The organism is Halorarius litoreus (assembly GCF_024362405.1).
In the GTDB taxonomy this organism is placed as follows: Archaea; Halobacteriota; Halobacteria; order Halobacteriales; family Haloarculaceae; genus Halorarius; species Halorarius litoreus.
In genome coordinates this window covers 2,468,364-2,483,032 of the sequence record NZ_CP101454.1, presented here as the reverse complement: position 1 = coordinate 2,483,032, position 14,669 = coordinate 2,468,364, and the positions used below count along the sequence as shown (strand labels likewise).

Below are 14,669 nucleotides of genomic sequence, written 5' to 3'. Positions count from 1 at the left end.
AAACCCCTTCTGTGGACGACGAGCGCCCAATCGAGGAGATCCTGAACACCATCGGCGACGAGAGCGCGCGCACCGTTCTCGCCACCATCTCCAGAGAGCCGCAGTCGGCAAAACAGCTCTCGGAGGCGTGTGACATGTCCCTGCCGACGATTTATCGGCGGCTGGAGCTCCTTCAGGAACACGACCTCATCGAGGAGCGGACGGCCATCGCGGACGACGGGAACCACTTCAACGTCTACGAGTGCAACTTCGACTCGACGGTCATCACCCTCCAGGACGACGAATACAAGGTGCGCATCTATCGCAAGGAGAACGTCCCCGACCGCTTCACGCAGCTGTGGGACGAACTGGCCGGCGAGTAACCTGCCGGGCGTCGTGGCAACCGCACCGGGAGTGACCTGCCGGGCGTCGTGGCAACCGCACCGGGAGTAACCTGCCGGGCATCGTGACAACCGCATCGGGAGCGAGCTCCGACTCGACGACGCGGTAGTTCTACTGACAGTCACTGCGCGGGTGGACAGCCGACGGCGAATGAACTAAGCCCCCTGCGCGGTGCCGTTCCGGTATGGTGGATGTCTCTATCGCCGGGCTGTTCCTCGGACTCATGCGACTGGTTCTCTTCGGCCTCTCGCTCGGGCTGACGGTCATCAGCTTCCAGGCGTACCGGAAGAACGGCTCCGAGCGGCTCCAGTACGCGTTCGTCGGCTTCGCGTTCATCAGCATGGGCGTCGCCGTGACGAACCTCAACACCCAACTGCTGGTCGCGGGTGGCGTCGAAGCGAGCGGGAACTTCCTCTGGTTCCAGATCGCCGAGACCGTCCCGTTCTCCGTCGGGTTCGCGATGATCTACCTGTCGCTGTACCGGTGATCGGGCGCGGTGAGAAACGGGGGAGGACTAGCGACGCGCCGAGATGATGAGCAGCGGCCCGACGAACAGCAGCGCGATACCGAGGAACTTGAAGTGGACTGGCTCCAGCGACGAGGGGGTGAGCAGGAACAGCAGGCCGAACGCGACTGCGTTCAGCCCGACGATCTTCATCGATTTCAGGGGCAGCGCACCTAGCGTCGAGAGGATGAAGAGCGCGAGAATGGCCTGCCCGACGTTGTACTGGAGCAGAAAGTTGTCGATGACCTGTAGCGGTACGGCGAACATCCTTGGTTGAGATGATGACGGTTCGTTCTTAATGGTTCCGTTAGCCGCCGGGCTCGAACTCGAGGTGGCGGAACCAGCCGGCCCAGATGACGGCGATCGCTCCGGCGTAGCCCATGGCCCACGCGAGCGCGCCGAGCGAGGGGTAGCCCGCCTGCGAGAGCGCGTAGTCGGCCAGTCCCGCGAGCACGACACCTGCTCCGAGGACGATGGCGGCTTTCGCCCACCCGGGAAGTCCGCCGCTCTCGGTCGTCGACGTCGACATACCCCGGCTTCGGGCCGCAGGCGCGTCAATCTCACGGTCGCCGACGCCCCGGTGACGGTGTGTCACCCGCCCGGCGGACATTTACCCCCGGCGGTGCATCCGGTGGCATGGAGTACCGCCCCATCCCCGACGACGACGCCGGCGACGAGCTGTTCGTCCGGTACGTCCAGTACGCCTTCCAGCCGACGCGCGGGCCGGACGTCTCCGAGGCGCTCGAAGCCGACGACCGGCCCGACCCACCGCGGTTCCGCCGCGGGCTCTACCCCGACGAGGGCGACGAGCCGGTCACGATTCTATCGTCGTACGACTTCACGACACGCCTCCGAGGCACGACGCTCTCGATGGGGGGCGTCTCCACGGTCGCCACCCCGCCCGAACACCGGCGGAACGGGTACGTCGCGACGCTCCTCCGCGAGCTGTGCCGGGAGTACCGCGAGGGGGGGACACCCATCTCGGCGCTGTGGCCGTTCGAACACCCGTTCTACCGGAAGTACGGCTGGGCGACGTGCAACCGCTACCTCGACTGGTCGGCCGCGCCGAGCGACCTCCGGGCCGCGGCGAGCGAGCCGGCCGGCGAGTGGCGACAGCTCGACCGCGACGACTGGGAGCCCCTCGATGCCGTCCACGACGCGGCGATGGCGGGCTACGAGCTGGCGGTCGACCGCACCGGCGAGTGGTGGACAGAGCGCGTGCTCCGGTCGTGGCAGACCGACCCGTTCGTCTACTGCTGGTTCGACGACGCGGGGACGCCGCGGGCGCACCTCGTCTACACCGTGACGGGCGACTGGGGCGACCGCACGCTCAAGGTGCAAGAGCAGGGCGCGGCGGACGCCGAGGCGTTCGGCCACGTCCTCCGATTCCTCGCGGACCACGACTCCCAAGTGAAGGCCGTGGAGTTCTCCACGGACACGGACGCGGGCCTGCTCGACCGCGTGGCCGACCCCCGGAAGCTCGACTGCACGGTCGAGGCCGGCCCGATGTTCCGGCTGGTCGACGTGGAGGCCACGTGCTCGGCGCTGTCGTACCCCACCGACGGCGAGGTGGTCGTCGCGCTGGACGACCCGTTGCTCCCCGAGGTCACCGGCAGCTACGCGCTCTCGGTCGCGGACGGGCGGGCCACCTGTGAGCGGACCGACGCGCCCGCGGCCGCCGAGACCGACGTCGGTGCGTTCTCCCAGCTCGTCTGTGGCTATCGGTCGGCCGAGACGCTCGCGACCGCGGGTGAGCTGACGGCCGACGCCGACGCGCTCGCGACGCTCGACGCGCTGTTCCCGAAGGCGACGCCGTTGCTCAAGGAAGGGTTCTGAGCGCTCCGGAGCGAGCAATAGCCGTCATAGCGAGCGTTATTACCCACCAGCGGCCAGTCACCGATGGCGTCCAGCCACGAGCGAACGGACGGGGAGCACGAAACCGTTCTCTCGCACGCTGTGTCCATGTGTCTGCATACCCTCCCCGTCCGTTCTGCCGCCCGGACCCACACGGGGGCGAGGATGCACCGGAGCGTCTACGCGTCGTCGCCCGAGAGCGCGTCGAGCCGCGAGACGAGCGAGTCGATGCCCGCGTTGATCTCCTCGACGCGGTCGGCGATATCGTCAACTGGAATCGCGCCCTGCGGCGTCGCCTCGATGAGTTCGTCGTTCTCCAGCATCCGGAGCGAGTACCGGACCTTGTGCTGCGGGATATCCGTCTCCTGGGAGAGCTTCACGATGCCGATGGGACCGTTGTGGATGACAGCGTCGAGGATCTGTAAGTCGCGTTCCTCCTTGCCTAGCTGTCGTTCCAGCCGCTCTATCATGATGCGCACGCTACCGACGGCGGGATGAAAGTTCTACCGACACGCCCCGGTAGCACCGGGCGTGACCTGCCACCCGACCCACCAGGTCGAGGGTGGGGTGTACGGCGTCGTGTACGACTGTCTACGTGGCCCCCACTCTAGACAGACAGTCGTCATCGGCGCAATCCACGACGTGCACATCTGTCCGTCGAACACCGTACTCGTGTGCCAGTTCCGGTATCGTCCCCCGGTCGATTTATCAGTGAGTGCTGTGTCGGGGTATCCGTGTCTTCTCACCGAGTCGTCTGCGGGGAGTGCGGAAGCCCGGAGGCCAGAGCTGTCGGCATCGACTCGGTGTTCTGTGACGACTGCCGGGCGGTCGACCTCGGTACCTGCGTCAAGTGTGGTGAGCTGGCCGCCGAAACCTCGCGCGTCACCGCCGACGAGATCCTCCCGGTGTGTTACCGCTGCAAGTCGGTTTGAACGGTCCAGTGGCGCGGCGGCGAGGTCGGCCGGCAGGTCATCGCGACGCGGGAGCGCCATCACTGGTGGGAACAGCTGCTACCCGGGAAAATAATCGCTGGCTGAGCCTCGTACTCTGCAGCAGTCACGAGCCGCGGTAGAATCAGGTCGGGGAGCTACGAGTCGTCCGTCGCGTCCTCGGCAGCTTTCGCGTTCGCCTTGATGGTCTTCAGCTGGGCGAGCATGTCGTCTGTGGAGCCGTCCATCTGGAACGTGGACTTGCCGTCGTGGCCCCGGTCCTGTTCGTCGACCTCGACGTCGTCGTCCTCGGGGGTGTTCGTCGCCTGCTTCTGCTGCTCGGCTTCGTCGTAGCTCCCAAATCCCATACTATACCCTGGACGGGCAGGGGCAATAAGTACCGGGTACGATTCGAGGCGGCGTTGATGCTCGCCGGCGTAGCAAGCAGACCGGCTCAATAATTGTCCACTCGACCACGAGATAGAGTCCCGCGAGTCGGTTGGGCGGATAAATGTCTACAAATAATAAACTCCAATTATACATAAACTCCAATTTATCATTAATTATAAATTACACCAACTCCGCTTAACCCTGTATGGCGTGTCCAAATTGCGGTCAAAACAGCAAACCCCCAGAACCGATTGAGCACCCAAACTTCCCTCGACATCAGATCTGGCAATGCCCAAGATGTGAGTCCGACATTGGTATGACATAATCTGACAAGTGGCACTGTCTAGTTTAGCACCTCCTCGACCGGGGTTCGTCCGTTGAGCGATTGGTGCGGTCTGAGATAGTTGTAATAATGCGAAAATAATGCAAGCCACTGGCGAACGCTCCGCCGACTGCCCACCCACGAATTGTGGAAGCGGTCGACTCTCATTTTGAGGGTGTGAAACCATTTTTCGATGAGGTTTCGGTCGGTGTAGTCGACCTGACCGCTCAGCCCAAGCCGAGAGAGGGCAGTCCGATAGCCGAACTGGTCGACGAGAAACACGGTGTCTGAGAGATCGTGTTTCTTGGCGAGGCCGGACAGAAATGCAGCCGCCGGATCGGTACCGTGCCGACCAAACAGCGCGACATCAAGAATCAGCTTTGTGTCGAGGTCTATTGCAGCGTACAACCAAGACCACTCACCGTTGATTTTGACAGCGGTTTCGTCGACCGCGACCCGCGACGGCGACGCCGTCGGCGGGTCGGGAACGCTGTCAGCGATCCGATGTACCCAGTTCCAAACCGCCCCGTGAGAGCGTTCAACGCCTAATTCAGCGAGAATTGACGTTGTCTCCCTGAGCGAACACCCGGTCGCGTGAAGCCGGACGGCGAACGCCCTGACGGGCGTCGCCGTCCGCTCACGCTCCCAAGTTTCTTCTAAATCCGCTGCAAAGCACTCGCTGAGCAGGTCTGCGAGCATTCTGACCAAGAAACTCAACGGCCTGCTCGCTTCTCAAACTGACTTAACTAGACAGTGCCTGACAAGTATTATTATCAGATAATTTAACTAGATTATGTCAATTTCGGTCCAGAAAGCTTGGCGAGCCCGAGAGTGGCTAATACACAAAGTGAATACCAGTAGATAATTACTGAGGAATTAAGACGCATCAAGGAAACGACTAACTCAACGTGTGGTCGGTTCTCACCGAGCCGGACACGGAAGACCGCGACACCTACGACCCAGTGCCGGAGAGCTACGCATGACCGGCATCGAGGACGTGACGCGGGAGATGATTCGCCGGGCCGACAAACGGGCCGGCGGGAACAACGGGACGTTCGGTGAAATCCTCGTGGCGGAACTGTTCGGTGTCCGGCACACCCCGGACGAGGCCAACTGGTACGACCTGCGCCACCCCGACCGCGGCACCAAGTATGAGGTCAAGACCGCGCAAACGCGCATCGACGGGCGAAACCCTGACAGCTACGTCGACGTGGCTGGCCGGTTCCGGGTCTGGAAGGGCCAGACGCGCTCGCTCATCGCTGCCTCGTCCGCGGAGGGGCAGACGGCGTGGTACGTGTTCGTACTGCTCGACGCCGACGGCGGGCCGCTGGAGATTCGGCGCGTGAAGCCGTCGACAGTGTGGCGGTGGGCGACCGAGGAGGTCGGCACCGGTGGGTGGGACGAGTCGGGTCACGACAACCCCGACCGGAACCTACAGCAGAAGCTTCCCGTCGATATCGTATTCTGAAAATCTGGCTCTGGTGAAACCCTTCATTTCTGATATTTTTTCAGTGGCGTGCTGAATACATAGCGCGTATCGGTCACGAGCGAGTGGTCGTAACGAGCCGATTGGCCCGGTCGATACAGAGGCCGTAGTGGTCGAGACTGCCTCCTCGACTACGGGCATCCATCCAACCGAACCGTGTAGTCTTTGAGGCAGTGATGGCCGAACGGGCCGAATGTATATTCTGACTGTCCAGTGGTGAGTTTCTTCGTTCGAGTTTCTGTGCCATCGCACGTAGTGACCGAAGCTCGAAGGACAGGGGCAACAGAGGATTTCACATCCACCGTAACGATGAGAAATTCGTTGTACGGGAACTCCTCCGCTATTCGGTGCGTGACTGACGTGATTTCGGCAGAAACACACCGAGTCATCTGTCCCCCGGCTCCAAGGGCGACCGCCCCACCAGCATACTTCAGGAGCCGACGACGGGAGGGGACCATACGTTACGGCGAGTCCTGTAGAATAAATGTCTTCTGTCGATTCGGACGATATGCCGGGGAATTCGACCAGAAAAGAGAATAAGTAGCACACCACGAATCGGTGCTGAATACAGCCTCTGCGTGTTGTACGCCGCATCTGACAGTGTTTGGGGCGTTGTGTTGACGTCGGACGGTTCTCGCTAGCGAAGGAACCGTCTGCGAGACGACATCTAACAGTGGTCGTCGATCCACTCACAGAATGAGTGGAAATCCTCTGCACCGCATTGCTCTGCGATACTTCCGAGTGTTCCACGAGGAATCTCTCCGTGGAGTGGAACAGTTGGCCGTCGAACCTCGCCAGTGTCGGGATTGACGTACTCTAGTGTGAGGTGACTCCCAGTCCGTGACTTCGGCTCGTAATCGAATTTCATCAGCACCTTCGCAACTTCTCGACCTGTGAACGTCGTTCGGCCCACGCTACGTGTCCCACGGCGGACGGCCTTCGCTTCCGGCTTCGGCCTCGTCGAGACCAAGTTCTGCGGCCAGTTCGCTCTCGTCAACGGGCTCGCCGTTTCCATAGTACGCATCGAGTGCGTCAGCGAGCATCCGCAATGCTTCCGCACGATCGTCGCCGAAGGAAGCCACACCCGTCTCGATGTCCTTCGCGGTGACCCGCCCATCATCCTCGTGGATGAACTCAACCCCGCCATTACGGTTGTCGCGAGTCGTGCTGGCCATCTCTATGCGAACTGAGTTCGTGACCATCAATAAGCGTTCGGACGGTCTAACTTTGTTCTCCGCCGTACAACCTGGCCAGTCCGAGAGCTGGTGCTGCATACAGCCTCTGTCTGTGTCACGCCGCTCCTGACAGCACCCGGTGAGGTTTCAGCGGGCGTGCTGAATACAGCGCGCGAGTGTGGCACGCGAGCTGGCTCGATGTGCGTAAGGGATGATCGCTCAGTGCAGACAACACATTAATTACATAATTGATTGAAATATGGGTGATGCATACGCGGTGGAACTCGTATATCCGGAATACCACTCTCGCTACGGTACTCCTTGCAGGGGTGTACGGTCTTCGAGAGGTGGCTCCACTTGGCACCCTTCTACTTAGATTCAATCCGACGAGACTTACTACGATACTGTGGCTGAATTACCCACAAACCGTTGAGCCAGTGGTGTTTATCACAGAACTCTTTCTTCTCGGACTGGTCGGTACCGCTGCTGCGCACCTCGTTCATCGCTGGGCAACCGACGCCCACCATACCGGGTGGCATCTCGGCGTGGCTGGGGGCCTCAGTATAGTCGGTATTCACTGGATAGAATGGGGAATTAAATTCTCCGGAGCGACCCACACCCCGACAGAACCGGTTGTTATTACGGGCGTTTCGGGGCTGATACTGCTTGGGCTGACCGGGTGGCTCGCTGGCAGTGGGACACGGAAGTGAACGCCAGATGACTGTGAAAGATATGTACATTACATAAGCCGCTCTACATAGTGGCTGATCCATCGCAGACTGGCTGGAATAAAAGACGGTAGCATGCTGCATACAGCCTCTATATTCAGCACACAGGTTCTGTCAGATTCTGGGTACACGACAGAGCCGATAATCAAGAAGTTCTGCCCGATATGTACTGTACTAAAAAGTTGGATTTGACGTTCTATCCACTCACGCTCGCACTTTCACCCCGGTAAACCGCATCGTGGAGTCAGTCGTGAGGCCTACGTAACCGCGCTCGCGAAGTCGCCGAACTAACGCCCACGCTTGTCCTTTGTCGACGCCGAGCGCCTGCGCGATAGCTTGCTTCGCCCGATCGTCACGTAGGAACCCACCACCTGGACCGGTGAGCTTCAGCAGCGCTTCGTAGGTTCTGGCGAGATCGTCTTCGCTCGGCGGGACGCGCCCACCTGTGTCTTCATCAGGTGCGTCGACGGCCTGCCGCATGTGAGTACGAACGCTCTCGGAGCGAGAGACACCCAGCTGGTCACATCGAGCGTCGTACTCGTCGGCGAGGTCCTGGGGAACGCGAACGGTCACTTTCTTCTCGCGCTCGGAGCCGGGAATGGTCTTCCCGCTCATGCCGTACAAACACCCCGCTCGTAAGACACGGCGAAACCACCACACGGTGCTGGGTTTACCCCGAAGGTCGGCAGTTCGTAGGACACCCCCTGGGGGGTGGACGGAGAACTCGCGCGAGCGGGCGGGTGTGCGCGTGCGAGGCTCATCTTCTCCACCTCCGTCCACCGTCGGCCATGACGCGCTCGACGTGGTGCTCGGCTCGCTCTTCGACGGCGTCGAGCACGTCGACCTCGTCGCGAGCCACGGCCTGCCGAACTGCGTACAGGTGGGCACAGGGGCCGTCGGAGTAGGTGAGGCCCTTGCACCGCTCGTGCTTGCTGCCGTCGTCATGAAGCGTCCAGCAGTCGCCGTGCCAGTCATCGCCGTCGCGCCGGAGCGTCACTTCGTGGACGCTCTCGCTGTCCTCGAATGCGACGATGAAGGGTCCGGTGGGTTCGACCGGGCCGACGGCGACCTCGTGCTCGCGCGCTCGCTCGGCGCTGCCGCTCTCGTCGAGCTGGGCGAGGAAGTCGAGATCGTCGGTCATCGCCCCGGCCCTCCGTCGCAGTCGGGGCAGTAGTCTCGGGGGATGCCGGAGCCGGGAGGGGTGCCTCTGTTGAGGCGGTTTCCGCATCGCGGGCAGAATCGCCTCACCGTGACCCACCTCCGGCTACGGAAACCACCCGACGTGAGGGGTGGCCGTCCGTTATCCTCCTGAGACACGGATTTTGAAGCCGTCGCTCAGAAGTGTTATCGTCCGAAGTTAGGTGGCTGGGGAGGTCTCCGCCGCGATTTGGAACGGCTAAGAGCCGGCCCGTTTTTGGATGGGCCAACTCGGATTTGAACCGAGGACCTCCCGGTTATCAGCCGAGCGCTCATACCTGGCTGAGCTATTGGCCCAGGTTGGCGCATTTCCACGTACCGCGGTGGTTCGTTTAACGGTTTCGTTTCGGCAGACGGCACGTGTCCGCGCTAGCGATACCCACACTGCAGAATTGGGGAGACGGAGCGACGAAACGCCCCCAACCGAAGTCCGTGTTACAGCCCGAACGTGGACTGGCTCGCGCCGACGACCGTCGCCTCACCCTCGGTGCCCGAGACGACCTGCCAGCCGGTCTCGCCGTCCGCCGGGCGCGCCTGGAACGGCCCGAAAGCGTACTGCCCAGTCTGTTCGGGCCCCTCGGGAGCTTCCACGAAGTACGTGGCCGACCCGTCATCGGCGTCGAGGTACACCCATTTCGTGTCGCCGTCGGCGGGTTCGACCGCGCCGCCCGCACGCGAGCGGTCGAGGTCGCCGCCCAGGACCTCCCACGACGCGGGGATGCGGTCGCGGACCGCGACGGACTCGCTCGCCTCGACCGTCAGGTCGACCTGGTTCGTCTGTCCGGCGGTGAACAGCCGACCGTCGTCGGTTCGCGTCCCCGAGAGCTGGAGGCCCGTCGCCACGGCGTCGTCGTTGCCGCGCTGGACGGGGCGACCCTCCGCGTCCTTCTGGATGCGGAAGCGGTCGGCAACAGAGCCGTCCTGCGTGACGTACGAGACCTCGATGGCCGCCTCGCCGACGTCCAGCTGCGCGACGCCGAAGTGCTCGTTCGTGCGGCGCGCGAGGAAGTCCGAGGGCTCCGGCGAGGCGAAGGCGTAGTGGGAGGTGCCCCCGGTGCCGTTCGTCACGAACGTCGTCCCCACGTCGGTCTCGTCCCACTCCCACGCGTCGTCCGCGCCGTAGTCGTCCTGGTCGGGCCGCGACCGGATGGGCTTCGTACGCTCCCAGACGTGGTTGTCGCCCGAGAGTACGAGGTCGACGTCGTACTCGTCGAACAGCGTGCCCCAGCGCTTTCGGAGGTCACGGCGGGGCGCGTGGTCCGGCGAGTCGGTCCAGAACGGCCCGTGGAAGTAGACGACTTTCCACGTCACGTCGTCGTCCGCCTCGGCGCGCTGGAGTGCCTCACGGAGGTACTGCTCCTGTGCCTCGCCGTAGGTCTGGCCGTCGAGTTCACACCGTGGGTCGTAGATGGGGATGTACTCCTCGGCGCGGCCCACGTCGCCGCAGGCGTCCGTCGTCGTCGACAGCCCGATGAACGCCGCGTTTCCGTAGTGGAAATCGTACCAGCGCGGTTCGTGCTGGAGGTCGTCGGCACCCCGCGGGTCGTACGTCGGCATCAGGTCGTTGAGCCGGCCGTCGTACTGCGCGAGGCCCGTTCCGGGCTCGGCCTCGTGGTTGCCGGGGACGGTCATGAACGGGTGGCGCGCGAAGTACTCCTCGAACGTGTCGAAGTACAGCTCCCACGTAGAGGGCTTCCCGTTCGCATAGGAGATGTCGCCCACGAGGAGCTGGAACGCTGGGTCCTGACCGAACGCCGCGTCCATCACGCGCTCGGGGTCGTCGGTGTTCGCACGCTGGCCGGGGTTGTCCGGGTCCGCGATGCCGTGGTCGCCGACCGCAGTCACGCGGAAACTGTCGCCCGAATCGGGCGCCGTCTCGAACGTGAACGGGCCGCGCGTCGCCCCGTCGAGGTCGACCTCGTACTCGTACGTCGTCTGCGAGTCGAGCCCGATGAGCCGGGCGGCGTAGGTGACGAACCCCTTCCCCGGGACGGGCGTCGACTCGGCCGAGACGGTCGTCTTCGGCGCGCCCGGCTCACCGTAGCGAACCACCGGCCCGGTCGCGGGTGGCCCGGACCAGCCGACGGTCATCGTGGAGGCCGGGTCCGGCCCGTAGGCGATGTGGACGCCGCGCGGACGCTCGGGCACCTCGCCGCCCGCGAGCCCCGCCGAGGAGGTGATGACGGGCATCGAGGCCATCGCGGCCAGCCCCGCGCCCCGAAGCACGTCCCGGCGGCTCGGGTCGCTCACGGCTCCTCACCCCGGAGGCGCTCCTCGATGCCGTCGAGCGGGTCCGTCGACTCGTCGGTGACCGAGGACGCCGGCGCGTCGGGCGCGTCTCCCGCTCCCGGTGCTTCCTGCCCGGTCGCCTCCTCAACGCCGTTCACCACACTGGTCGGTCCCTGCGACGAGAGCTCGCGGAGTTCGACATCCCCTTCAGGAACGAGATAGCTCCGCAGGAGCGTCTTCGGTGCCGCCGCGTCGTCGGCGGTCCGGTCGACGTCGTACGCCGTGTAGATGCAGTGGTCGTCGGTCAGCTCGACTATCGTGTAGCCGTAGCGCGACCAGTTGAACCACTCGACGTGGGGGTTCTGCGACTCGACCATCGCCTCCGCGATGTCCTCTTCGAGGTCGGGTGGGGTCGGCGTGGTCGCGCCGAGGTTGTCGCTCGTCACGCCCGGCGCCATGAACTCGACGCCGACGCGGTCCTCCGCCGCGCCCGGGAACGGCCCCTGCTTCTCCAGCGACTTGTAGTCCTGCTTGAGGTAGGCGGCGACGTACGCGTGCATGTCACCCGTGAGCGTCACGAGGTTGAGCGCCTGCCCACGTCGCGTCGCCTCGCGGGCGAACGCTCCCATGATGAGTTCGCGCTCGGCCTCGTAGCCGTCCCACGCGTCGTAGTTGATGTAGAAGCTCCCCGCCTGCCCGGCGTTCGTCGCCTTCAACGCGGCGTTGAGCACCGAGTTCCCCCAGAGCTTCCACGTCGCCTCCGTCGAGGTGACGCCGCCGACGAGCCACTCGCGCTGGGCGTTCCCGAGCATCGTCCGGTCGGCGTCGTCCGCCTCCCGAGAGGGCGGGGTCGCGAGGTCGCGCTGGCCGAACGCGTCCTCGGGCGGTGCGGACCGATACAGCCGCTCGTCGGTCATGAACAGCTCACCGAGGTCGCCGAACCGCACCGACCGGTAGAGGGTGAACCGGTCGAACAGGCTGTCCGCGGTCGGGTCGTAGTCGACCCGGAACGGGAGGTACTCGGTGAGCGCCTTGATGCCCTCGACGTACAGCTGTTTCATCGCCTCGGGGTCGTCCCCCTTCGGGTGGCTCTGTGTCTCGGGCGCGTCCATCTCGTAGTTCCACCAGCGGTTGTTGACGATCTCGTGGTCGTCCCACGTGTGGACGAGGGTGTGCCGTTCGAGCGCGGCCTGCATGTGGCGGTCCGCCCGGTAGGTTCGGTGGAGGTGCCGGAAGTCCGCGAGGTCGAACGCGACGTCCTTCCCGGAGGGAAGCTGGATGTCACGGCCGGGCTGGCTCCCGGAACCGGCGTACTCGTAGATGAAGTCGCCGAGATGAACGAGCAGGTCAGCGTCCTCGCGGGCGATGTGCGAGAACCCGCCGAAGTAGCCGTGGAGGTAGTTGTTACAGGAGGCGACCGCGAGTTTCAGGCGGTCGGGCGAGGCGTCCGGCTCGGGGAGCGTCCGGAGCCGCCCCGTCGCCGTGGCATCACCGTCGAAGACGAACCGGTAGAAGTAGAACCGGTCTGCGTCGAGCTCGCCGTCGAGGTCGACGGTGAGTGTGTAGTCCGTCTCGGCGACGAGCGCGTCGGCCGGCACACGGTATCGGCGCGTCGCGTCGCTCGTGAAGTCCGCCGCCGAGTTGGGCGCATCCCGGCTCGGTGCGGGCGTCACCTGCAGTCCGACGTCCGTGGTCGCCTCGTACGCCGCCTCGGAGACGCGCGTCCAGACGATAGCGCCACTCGGCGTCGGCCCACCGCTCGCGACCGACTGTGAGAAGACGCCGTCGGGGTCGACCCGCGAGACGTCGAACAGGTCGTCGTTCCCGTCTGCGGGCGTCGGCGAGTGGTGGCGTGCGGCCGCCCCCTGACTGAACAGGGTCGACAGCGCACCCAGCATGGAGCCGGCGCCGGCAGCCTGCAGCACGGCGCGTCGTGTGGTGGCGGTTCCTCCGTCCTCGGTTGCCTCGGGCATCACCCGAGCCTGCCCGACAGTCGGGGTTAAGGGTTCTAGCTAAGGTATCCAAAAATATACACCTCCGGACAGTGATGCAGTGGTCGGTCCGACAGGGTGACAGACGGGGGCAGGGGGATGAGAATGTACCTCATCCCCCTGCGAGATACGTGGGCGCAGTGCTGTCGGAGCCCCGCACCCAGCCGGAATGGCGGCCTCCTGCCCCTAAGCCTACCGCCGGGTAGCCGTGGCTGTTTTTCTACGAGTCGCTCGGCTGTGTCCGGTCGTCGGTGTCGTCGTCGTCGACGGTCCGGTACTCGTCGTCGCCGATGTCGACGGTGGTGCCGTCGTCACCACTCGGACCGTCCTGGGGGAAGCCGCCGACGTAGACGTTGCCGCTCGCGAAGCCGCCCGTCTTCGCGTCGATGTACGGCGTGACGACGTACTTCTTGACGCCCAGCCGGATGGGGTATCTGGTGGGCGGCAGGACGAACAGTAGCGCGACGAGGTCCGTCACGATGCCGGGCGTCAGGAACAGCGCGCCCGAGACGAGCAGGAGCCCACCGTCGACGAGTTCGTCGGTCGGGGGCTCCCCCTGTGCGAGCTTCTGCTGGAGCTTGCGGATGGTGTGTCGCCCCTCCGCGCGAACGAGCAGCATCCCGACGAGCGCCGTCAGGACGACGATGGCGACGACGACCGTCACCGGAAGACGGGTCGCCAACACGACCAGTAGCATCACGTCGAGCAGCGGAATCAGCAGGAGAACGCCGATGACCCGGAGGTCCATACCGGTCGTAGCGGCCCGCACCGCATAACCCTTTTCGAGTCCACGGCGCGGCTCGCGACCGACTCGACGCCCCCCGGGTGCGAGACCCGCGGCTCACCGGGAGACTGAACTGGAGAGAAAATCGCCGGAAGGCGGTTACTCGTCGACGGTGACCGACTCGATTTTGACTTCCTCGTTGGGGTTGTCCTGTCGGTCGGTCGGGAGCGAGCCGATCTCCTCGACGACGTCCATGCCGCCGACGACCTGTCCGAAGACGGCGTGCTTGCCGTCGAGGTGCGGCGTCGCGTCGAGCGTGATGAAGAACTGCGAGCCGTTGGTGTTCGGCCCGGCGTTCGCCATGCTCAGCAGGCCCGGCCCGTCGTGGGTGAGGTCGTCGTGGAACTCGTCGTCGAACTCGTAGCCGGGGCCGCCGCGCCCGGTTCCGGTCGGGTCACCACCCTGAATCATGAACCCCTCGATGACGCGGTGGAAGACGGCGCCCGTGTACAGCGAGTCCCCTCGAACCTCGCCGCTTTCGGGGTCCGCCCACGTGTTCGTGTCGGGCGCAGGCTCGCCGTTCGCCGCCGGGTCGTGGCGCGCGAGGCCGAGGAAGTTCTCGACGGTGCGGGGCGCGCGGTCGGCGAACAGCTCGATTTCGATGTCGCCGTGGGTCGTGTGGAGCGTCACTCGCGGGTTGTCGCGGTCGGTGGGCTCACGGTTGTCTGCCATGGTCGGCGGTGGGGTCGGCGCGCCGA

At 64.4% G+C, this 14,669-nt stretch carries 19 protein-coding genes and 1 tRNA gene; 5 read left to right on the top strand and 15 right to left on the bottom strand.

What is annotated here, in order from left to right; translation table 11 throughout:
* Positions 1-11 precede the first annotated feature (11 nt).
* Together NL126_RS12845 and NL126_RS12840 are read left to right on the top strand one after the other, a co-directional pair.
* On the top strand, positions 12-362 hold the full coding sequence (locus tag NL126_RS12845) for an ArsR/SmtB family transcription factor (protein ID WP_255195274.1): 351 nt from the start codon (positions 12-14) through the stop codon (positions 360-362).
* 203 nt (positions 363-565) lie between these two features.
* Positions 566-868 (top strand): DUF7521 family protein, encoded by a 303-nt coding sequence (locus NL126_RS12840; protein WP_255195273.1) that lies wholly within the window; start codon positions 566-568, stop codon positions 866-868.
* A gap of 27 nt (positions 869-895) precedes the next feature.
* Here the strand turns inward: NL126_RS12840 and NL126_RS12835 are convergent, their stop codons facing one another.
* Together NL126_RS12835 and NL126_RS12830 are read right to left on the bottom strand one after the other, a co-directional pair.
* A complete protein-coding gene (locus tag NL126_RS12835; RefSeq protein WP_255195272.1) occupies positions 896-1,153 on the bottom strand; it encodes a DUF8006 family protein in 258 nt (85 codons plus the stop codon).
* A gap of 40 nt (positions 1,154-1,193) precedes the next feature.
* Entirely contained in the window at positions 1,194-1,415 is a 222-nt protein-coding gene (locus NL126_RS12830; protein WP_255195271.1) for a DUF7996 family protein, read from the bottom strand.
* 107 nt (positions 1,416-1,522) lie between these two features.
* Between NL126_RS12830 and NL126_RS12825 the strand changes: the two genes are divergently transcribed.
* Positions 1,523-2,722, top strand: coding sequence for a GNAT family N-acetyltransferase (locus NL126_RS12825; RefSeq protein ID WP_255195270.1), 1,200 nt, complete (start codon positions 1,523-1,525; stop codon positions 2,720-2,722).
* A gap of 197 nt (positions 2,723-2,919) precedes the next feature.
* On the opposite strand, the gene NL126_RS12820 is transcribed toward NL126_RS12825, so the two are convergent.
* Positions 2,920-3,207, bottom strand: coding sequence for a winged helix-turn-helix transcriptional regulator (locus NL126_RS12820; protein ID WP_434084166.1), 288 nt, complete (start codon positions 3,205-3,207; stop codon positions 2,920-2,922).
* Positions 3,208-3,474: 267 nt separating this feature from the next.
* Here NL126_RS12820 and NL126_RS12815 point away from each other — a divergent pair, with 267 nt between their 5' ends.
* Positions 3,475-3,672, top strand: coding sequence for a hypothetical protein (locus tag NL126_RS12815; RefSeq protein ID WP_255195268.1), 198 nt, complete (start codon positions 3,475-3,477; stop codon positions 3,670-3,672).
* A gap of 155 nt (positions 3,673-3,827) precedes the next feature.
* Here NL126_RS12815 and NL126_RS12810 read toward each other — a convergent pair whose 3' ends face one another.
* Complete coding sequence (locus tag NL126_RS12810) at positions 3,828-4,037, bottom strand: DUF5786 family protein (protein WP_255195267.1); 210 nt, start codon at positions 4,035-4,037, stop codon at positions 3,828-3,830.
* Between the two features lie 365 nt (positions 4,038-4,402).
* Entirely contained in the window at positions 4,403-5,080 is a 678-nt protein-coding gene (locus NL126_RS12805) for an IS6 family transposase (protein WP_255195266.1), read from the bottom strand.
* A 280-nt stretch (positions 5,081-5,360) separates the two neighbouring features.
* Between NL126_RS12805 and NL126_RS12800 the strand changes: the two genes are divergently transcribed.
* The gene (locus tag NL126_RS12800) at positions 5,361-5,849 is read left to right on the top strand and encodes a PD-(D/E)XK family putative nuclease (protein WP_255195265.1); all 489 of its coding nucleotides are present in this window, start codon (positions 5,361-5,363) and stop codon (positions 5,847-5,849) included.
* A gap of 685 nt (positions 5,850-6,534) precedes the next feature.
* Here NL126_RS12800 and NL126_RS12795 read toward each other — a convergent pair.
* From NL126_RS12795 to NL126_RS12755, 10 genes are all read right to left on the bottom strand, one after another.
* The gene (locus NL126_RS12795) at positions 6,535-6,882 is read right to left on the bottom strand and encodes a type II toxin-antitoxin system HicA family toxin (protein WP_434084143.1); all 348 of its coding nucleotides are present in this window, start codon (positions 6,880-6,882) and stop codon (positions 6,535-6,537) included.
* On the bottom strand, positions 6,782-7,042 hold the full coding sequence (locus NL126_RS12790; RefSeq protein ID WP_350355503.1) for a type II toxin-antitoxin system HicB family antitoxin: 261 nt from the start codon (positions 7,040-7,042) through the stop codon (positions 6,782-6,784). The genes NL126_RS12795 and NL126_RS12790 overlap by 101 nt, the downstream gene beginning before the upstream one ends.
* Before the next feature lie 932 nt (positions 7,043-7,974).
* Positions 7,975-8,385, bottom strand: coding sequence for a ribbon-helix-helix domain-containing protein (locus tag NL126_RS12785; protein ID WP_255195262.1), 411 nt, complete (start codon positions 8,383-8,385; stop codon positions 7,975-7,977).
* 142 nt (positions 8,386-8,527) lie between these two features.
* Positions 8,528-8,911 (bottom strand): hypothetical protein, encoded by a 384-nt coding sequence (locus NL126_RS12780; RefSeq protein ID WP_255195261.1) that lies wholly within the window; start codon positions 8,909-8,911, stop codon positions 8,528-8,530.
* Complete coding sequence (locus NL126_RS22065; RefSeq protein WP_350355454.1) at positions 8,908-9,018, bottom strand: zinc ribbon domain-containing protein; 111 nt, start codon at positions 9,016-9,018, stop codon at positions 8,908-8,910. Before NL126_RS22065 ends, NL126_RS12780 begins: the two co-directional genes overlap by 4 nt.
* A gap of 171 nt (positions 9,019-9,189) precedes the next feature.
* Positions 9,190-9,264, bottom strand: a tRNA-Ile gene (locus tag NL126_RS12775).
* A 138-nt stretch (positions 9,265-9,402) separates the two neighbouring features.
* On the bottom strand, positions 9,403-11,217 hold the full coding sequence (locus NL126_RS12770) for a metallophosphoesterase (protein ID WP_255195260.1): 1,815 nt from the start codon (positions 11,215-11,217) through the stop codon (positions 9,403-9,405).
* Positions 11,214-13,169, bottom strand: coding sequence for an alkaline phosphatase D family protein (locus NL126_RS12765; protein ID WP_255195259.1), 1,956 nt, complete (start codon positions 13,167-13,169; stop codon positions 11,214-11,216). The genes NL126_RS12770 and NL126_RS12765 overlap by 4 nt, the downstream gene beginning before the upstream one ends.
* A gap of 238 nt (positions 13,170-13,407) precedes the next feature.
* Positions 13,408-13,935 carry an FxsA family protein gene (locus NL126_RS12760; RefSeq protein ID WP_255195258.1) on the bottom strand — a complete coding sequence of 176 codons (528 nt, stop codon included), beginning with the start codon at positions 13,933-13,935 and terminating at the stop codon, positions 13,408-13,410.
* Positions 13,936-14,070: 135 nt separating this feature from the next.
* A complete protein-coding gene (locus tag NL126_RS12755) occupies positions 14,071-14,643 on the bottom strand; it encodes a peptidylprolyl isomerase (protein WP_255195257.1) in 573 nt (190 codons plus the stop codon).
* Between the last annotated feature and the right edge of the window lie 26 nt (positions 14,644-14,669).

What these genes read in the sequence shown, in the direction of transcription:
- NL126_RS12840 (WP_255195273.1), top strand. Translation starts at nt 566, where the DNA reads ATGGTGGATGTCTCTATCGCCGGGCTGTTCCTCGGACTCATGCGACTG.
- NL126_RS12835 (WP_255195272.1), bottom strand. Translation starts at nt 1,153, where the DNA reads ATGTTCGCCGTACCGCTACAGGTCATCGACAACTTTCTGCTCCAGTAC.
- NL126_RS12830 (WP_255195271.1), bottom strand. Translation starts at nt 1,415, where the DNA reads ATGTCGACGTCGACGACCGAGAGCGGCGGACTTCCCGGGTGGGCGAAA.
- NL126_RS12825 (WP_255195270.1), top strand. Translation starts at nt 1,523, where the DNA reads ATGGAGTACCGCCCCATCCCCGACGACGACGCCGGCGACGAGCTGTTC.
- NL126_RS12810 (WP_255195267.1), bottom strand. Translation starts at nt 4,037, where the DNA reads ATGGGATTTGGGAGCTACGACGAAGCCGAGCAGCAGAAGCAGGCGACG.
- NL126_RS12805 (WP_255195266.1), bottom strand. Translation starts at nt 5,080, where the DNA reads ATGCTCGCAGACCTGCTCAGCGAGTGCTTTGCAGCGGATTTAGAAGAA.
- NL126_RS12800 (WP_255195265.1), top strand. Translation starts at nt 5,361, where the DNA reads ATGACCGGCATCGAGGACGTGACGCGGGAGATGATTCGCCGGGCCGAC.
- NL126_RS12795 (WP_434084143.1), bottom strand. Translation starts at nt 6,882, where the DNA reads ATGGAAACGGCGAGCCCGTTGACGAGAGCGAACTGGCCGCAGAACTTG.
- NL126_RS12790 (WP_350355503.1), bottom strand. Translation starts at nt 7,042, where the DNA reads ATGGCCAGCACGACTCGCGACAACCGTAATGGCGGGGTTGAGTTCATC.
- NL126_RS12785 (WP_255195262.1), bottom strand. Translation starts at nt 8,385, where the DNA reads ATGAGCGGGAAGACCATTCCCGGCTCCGAGCGCGAGAAGAAAGTGACC.
- NL126_RS12780 (WP_255195261.1), bottom strand. Translation starts at nt 8,911, where the DNA reads ATGACCGACGATCTCGACTTCCTCGCCCAGCTCGACGAGAGCGGCAGC.
- NL126_RS12765 (WP_255195259.1), bottom strand. Translation starts at nt 13,169, where the DNA reads ATGCCCGAGGCAACCGAGGACGGAGGAACCGCCACCACACGACGCGCC.
- NL126_RS12760 (WP_255195258.1), bottom strand. Translation starts at nt 13,935, where the DNA reads ATGGACCTCCGGGTCATCGGCGTTCTCCTGCTGATTCCGCTGCTCGAC.
- NL126_RS12755 (WP_255195257.1), bottom strand. Translation starts at nt 14,643, where the DNA reads ATGGCAGACAACCGTGAGCCCACCGACCGCGACAACCCGCGAGTGACG.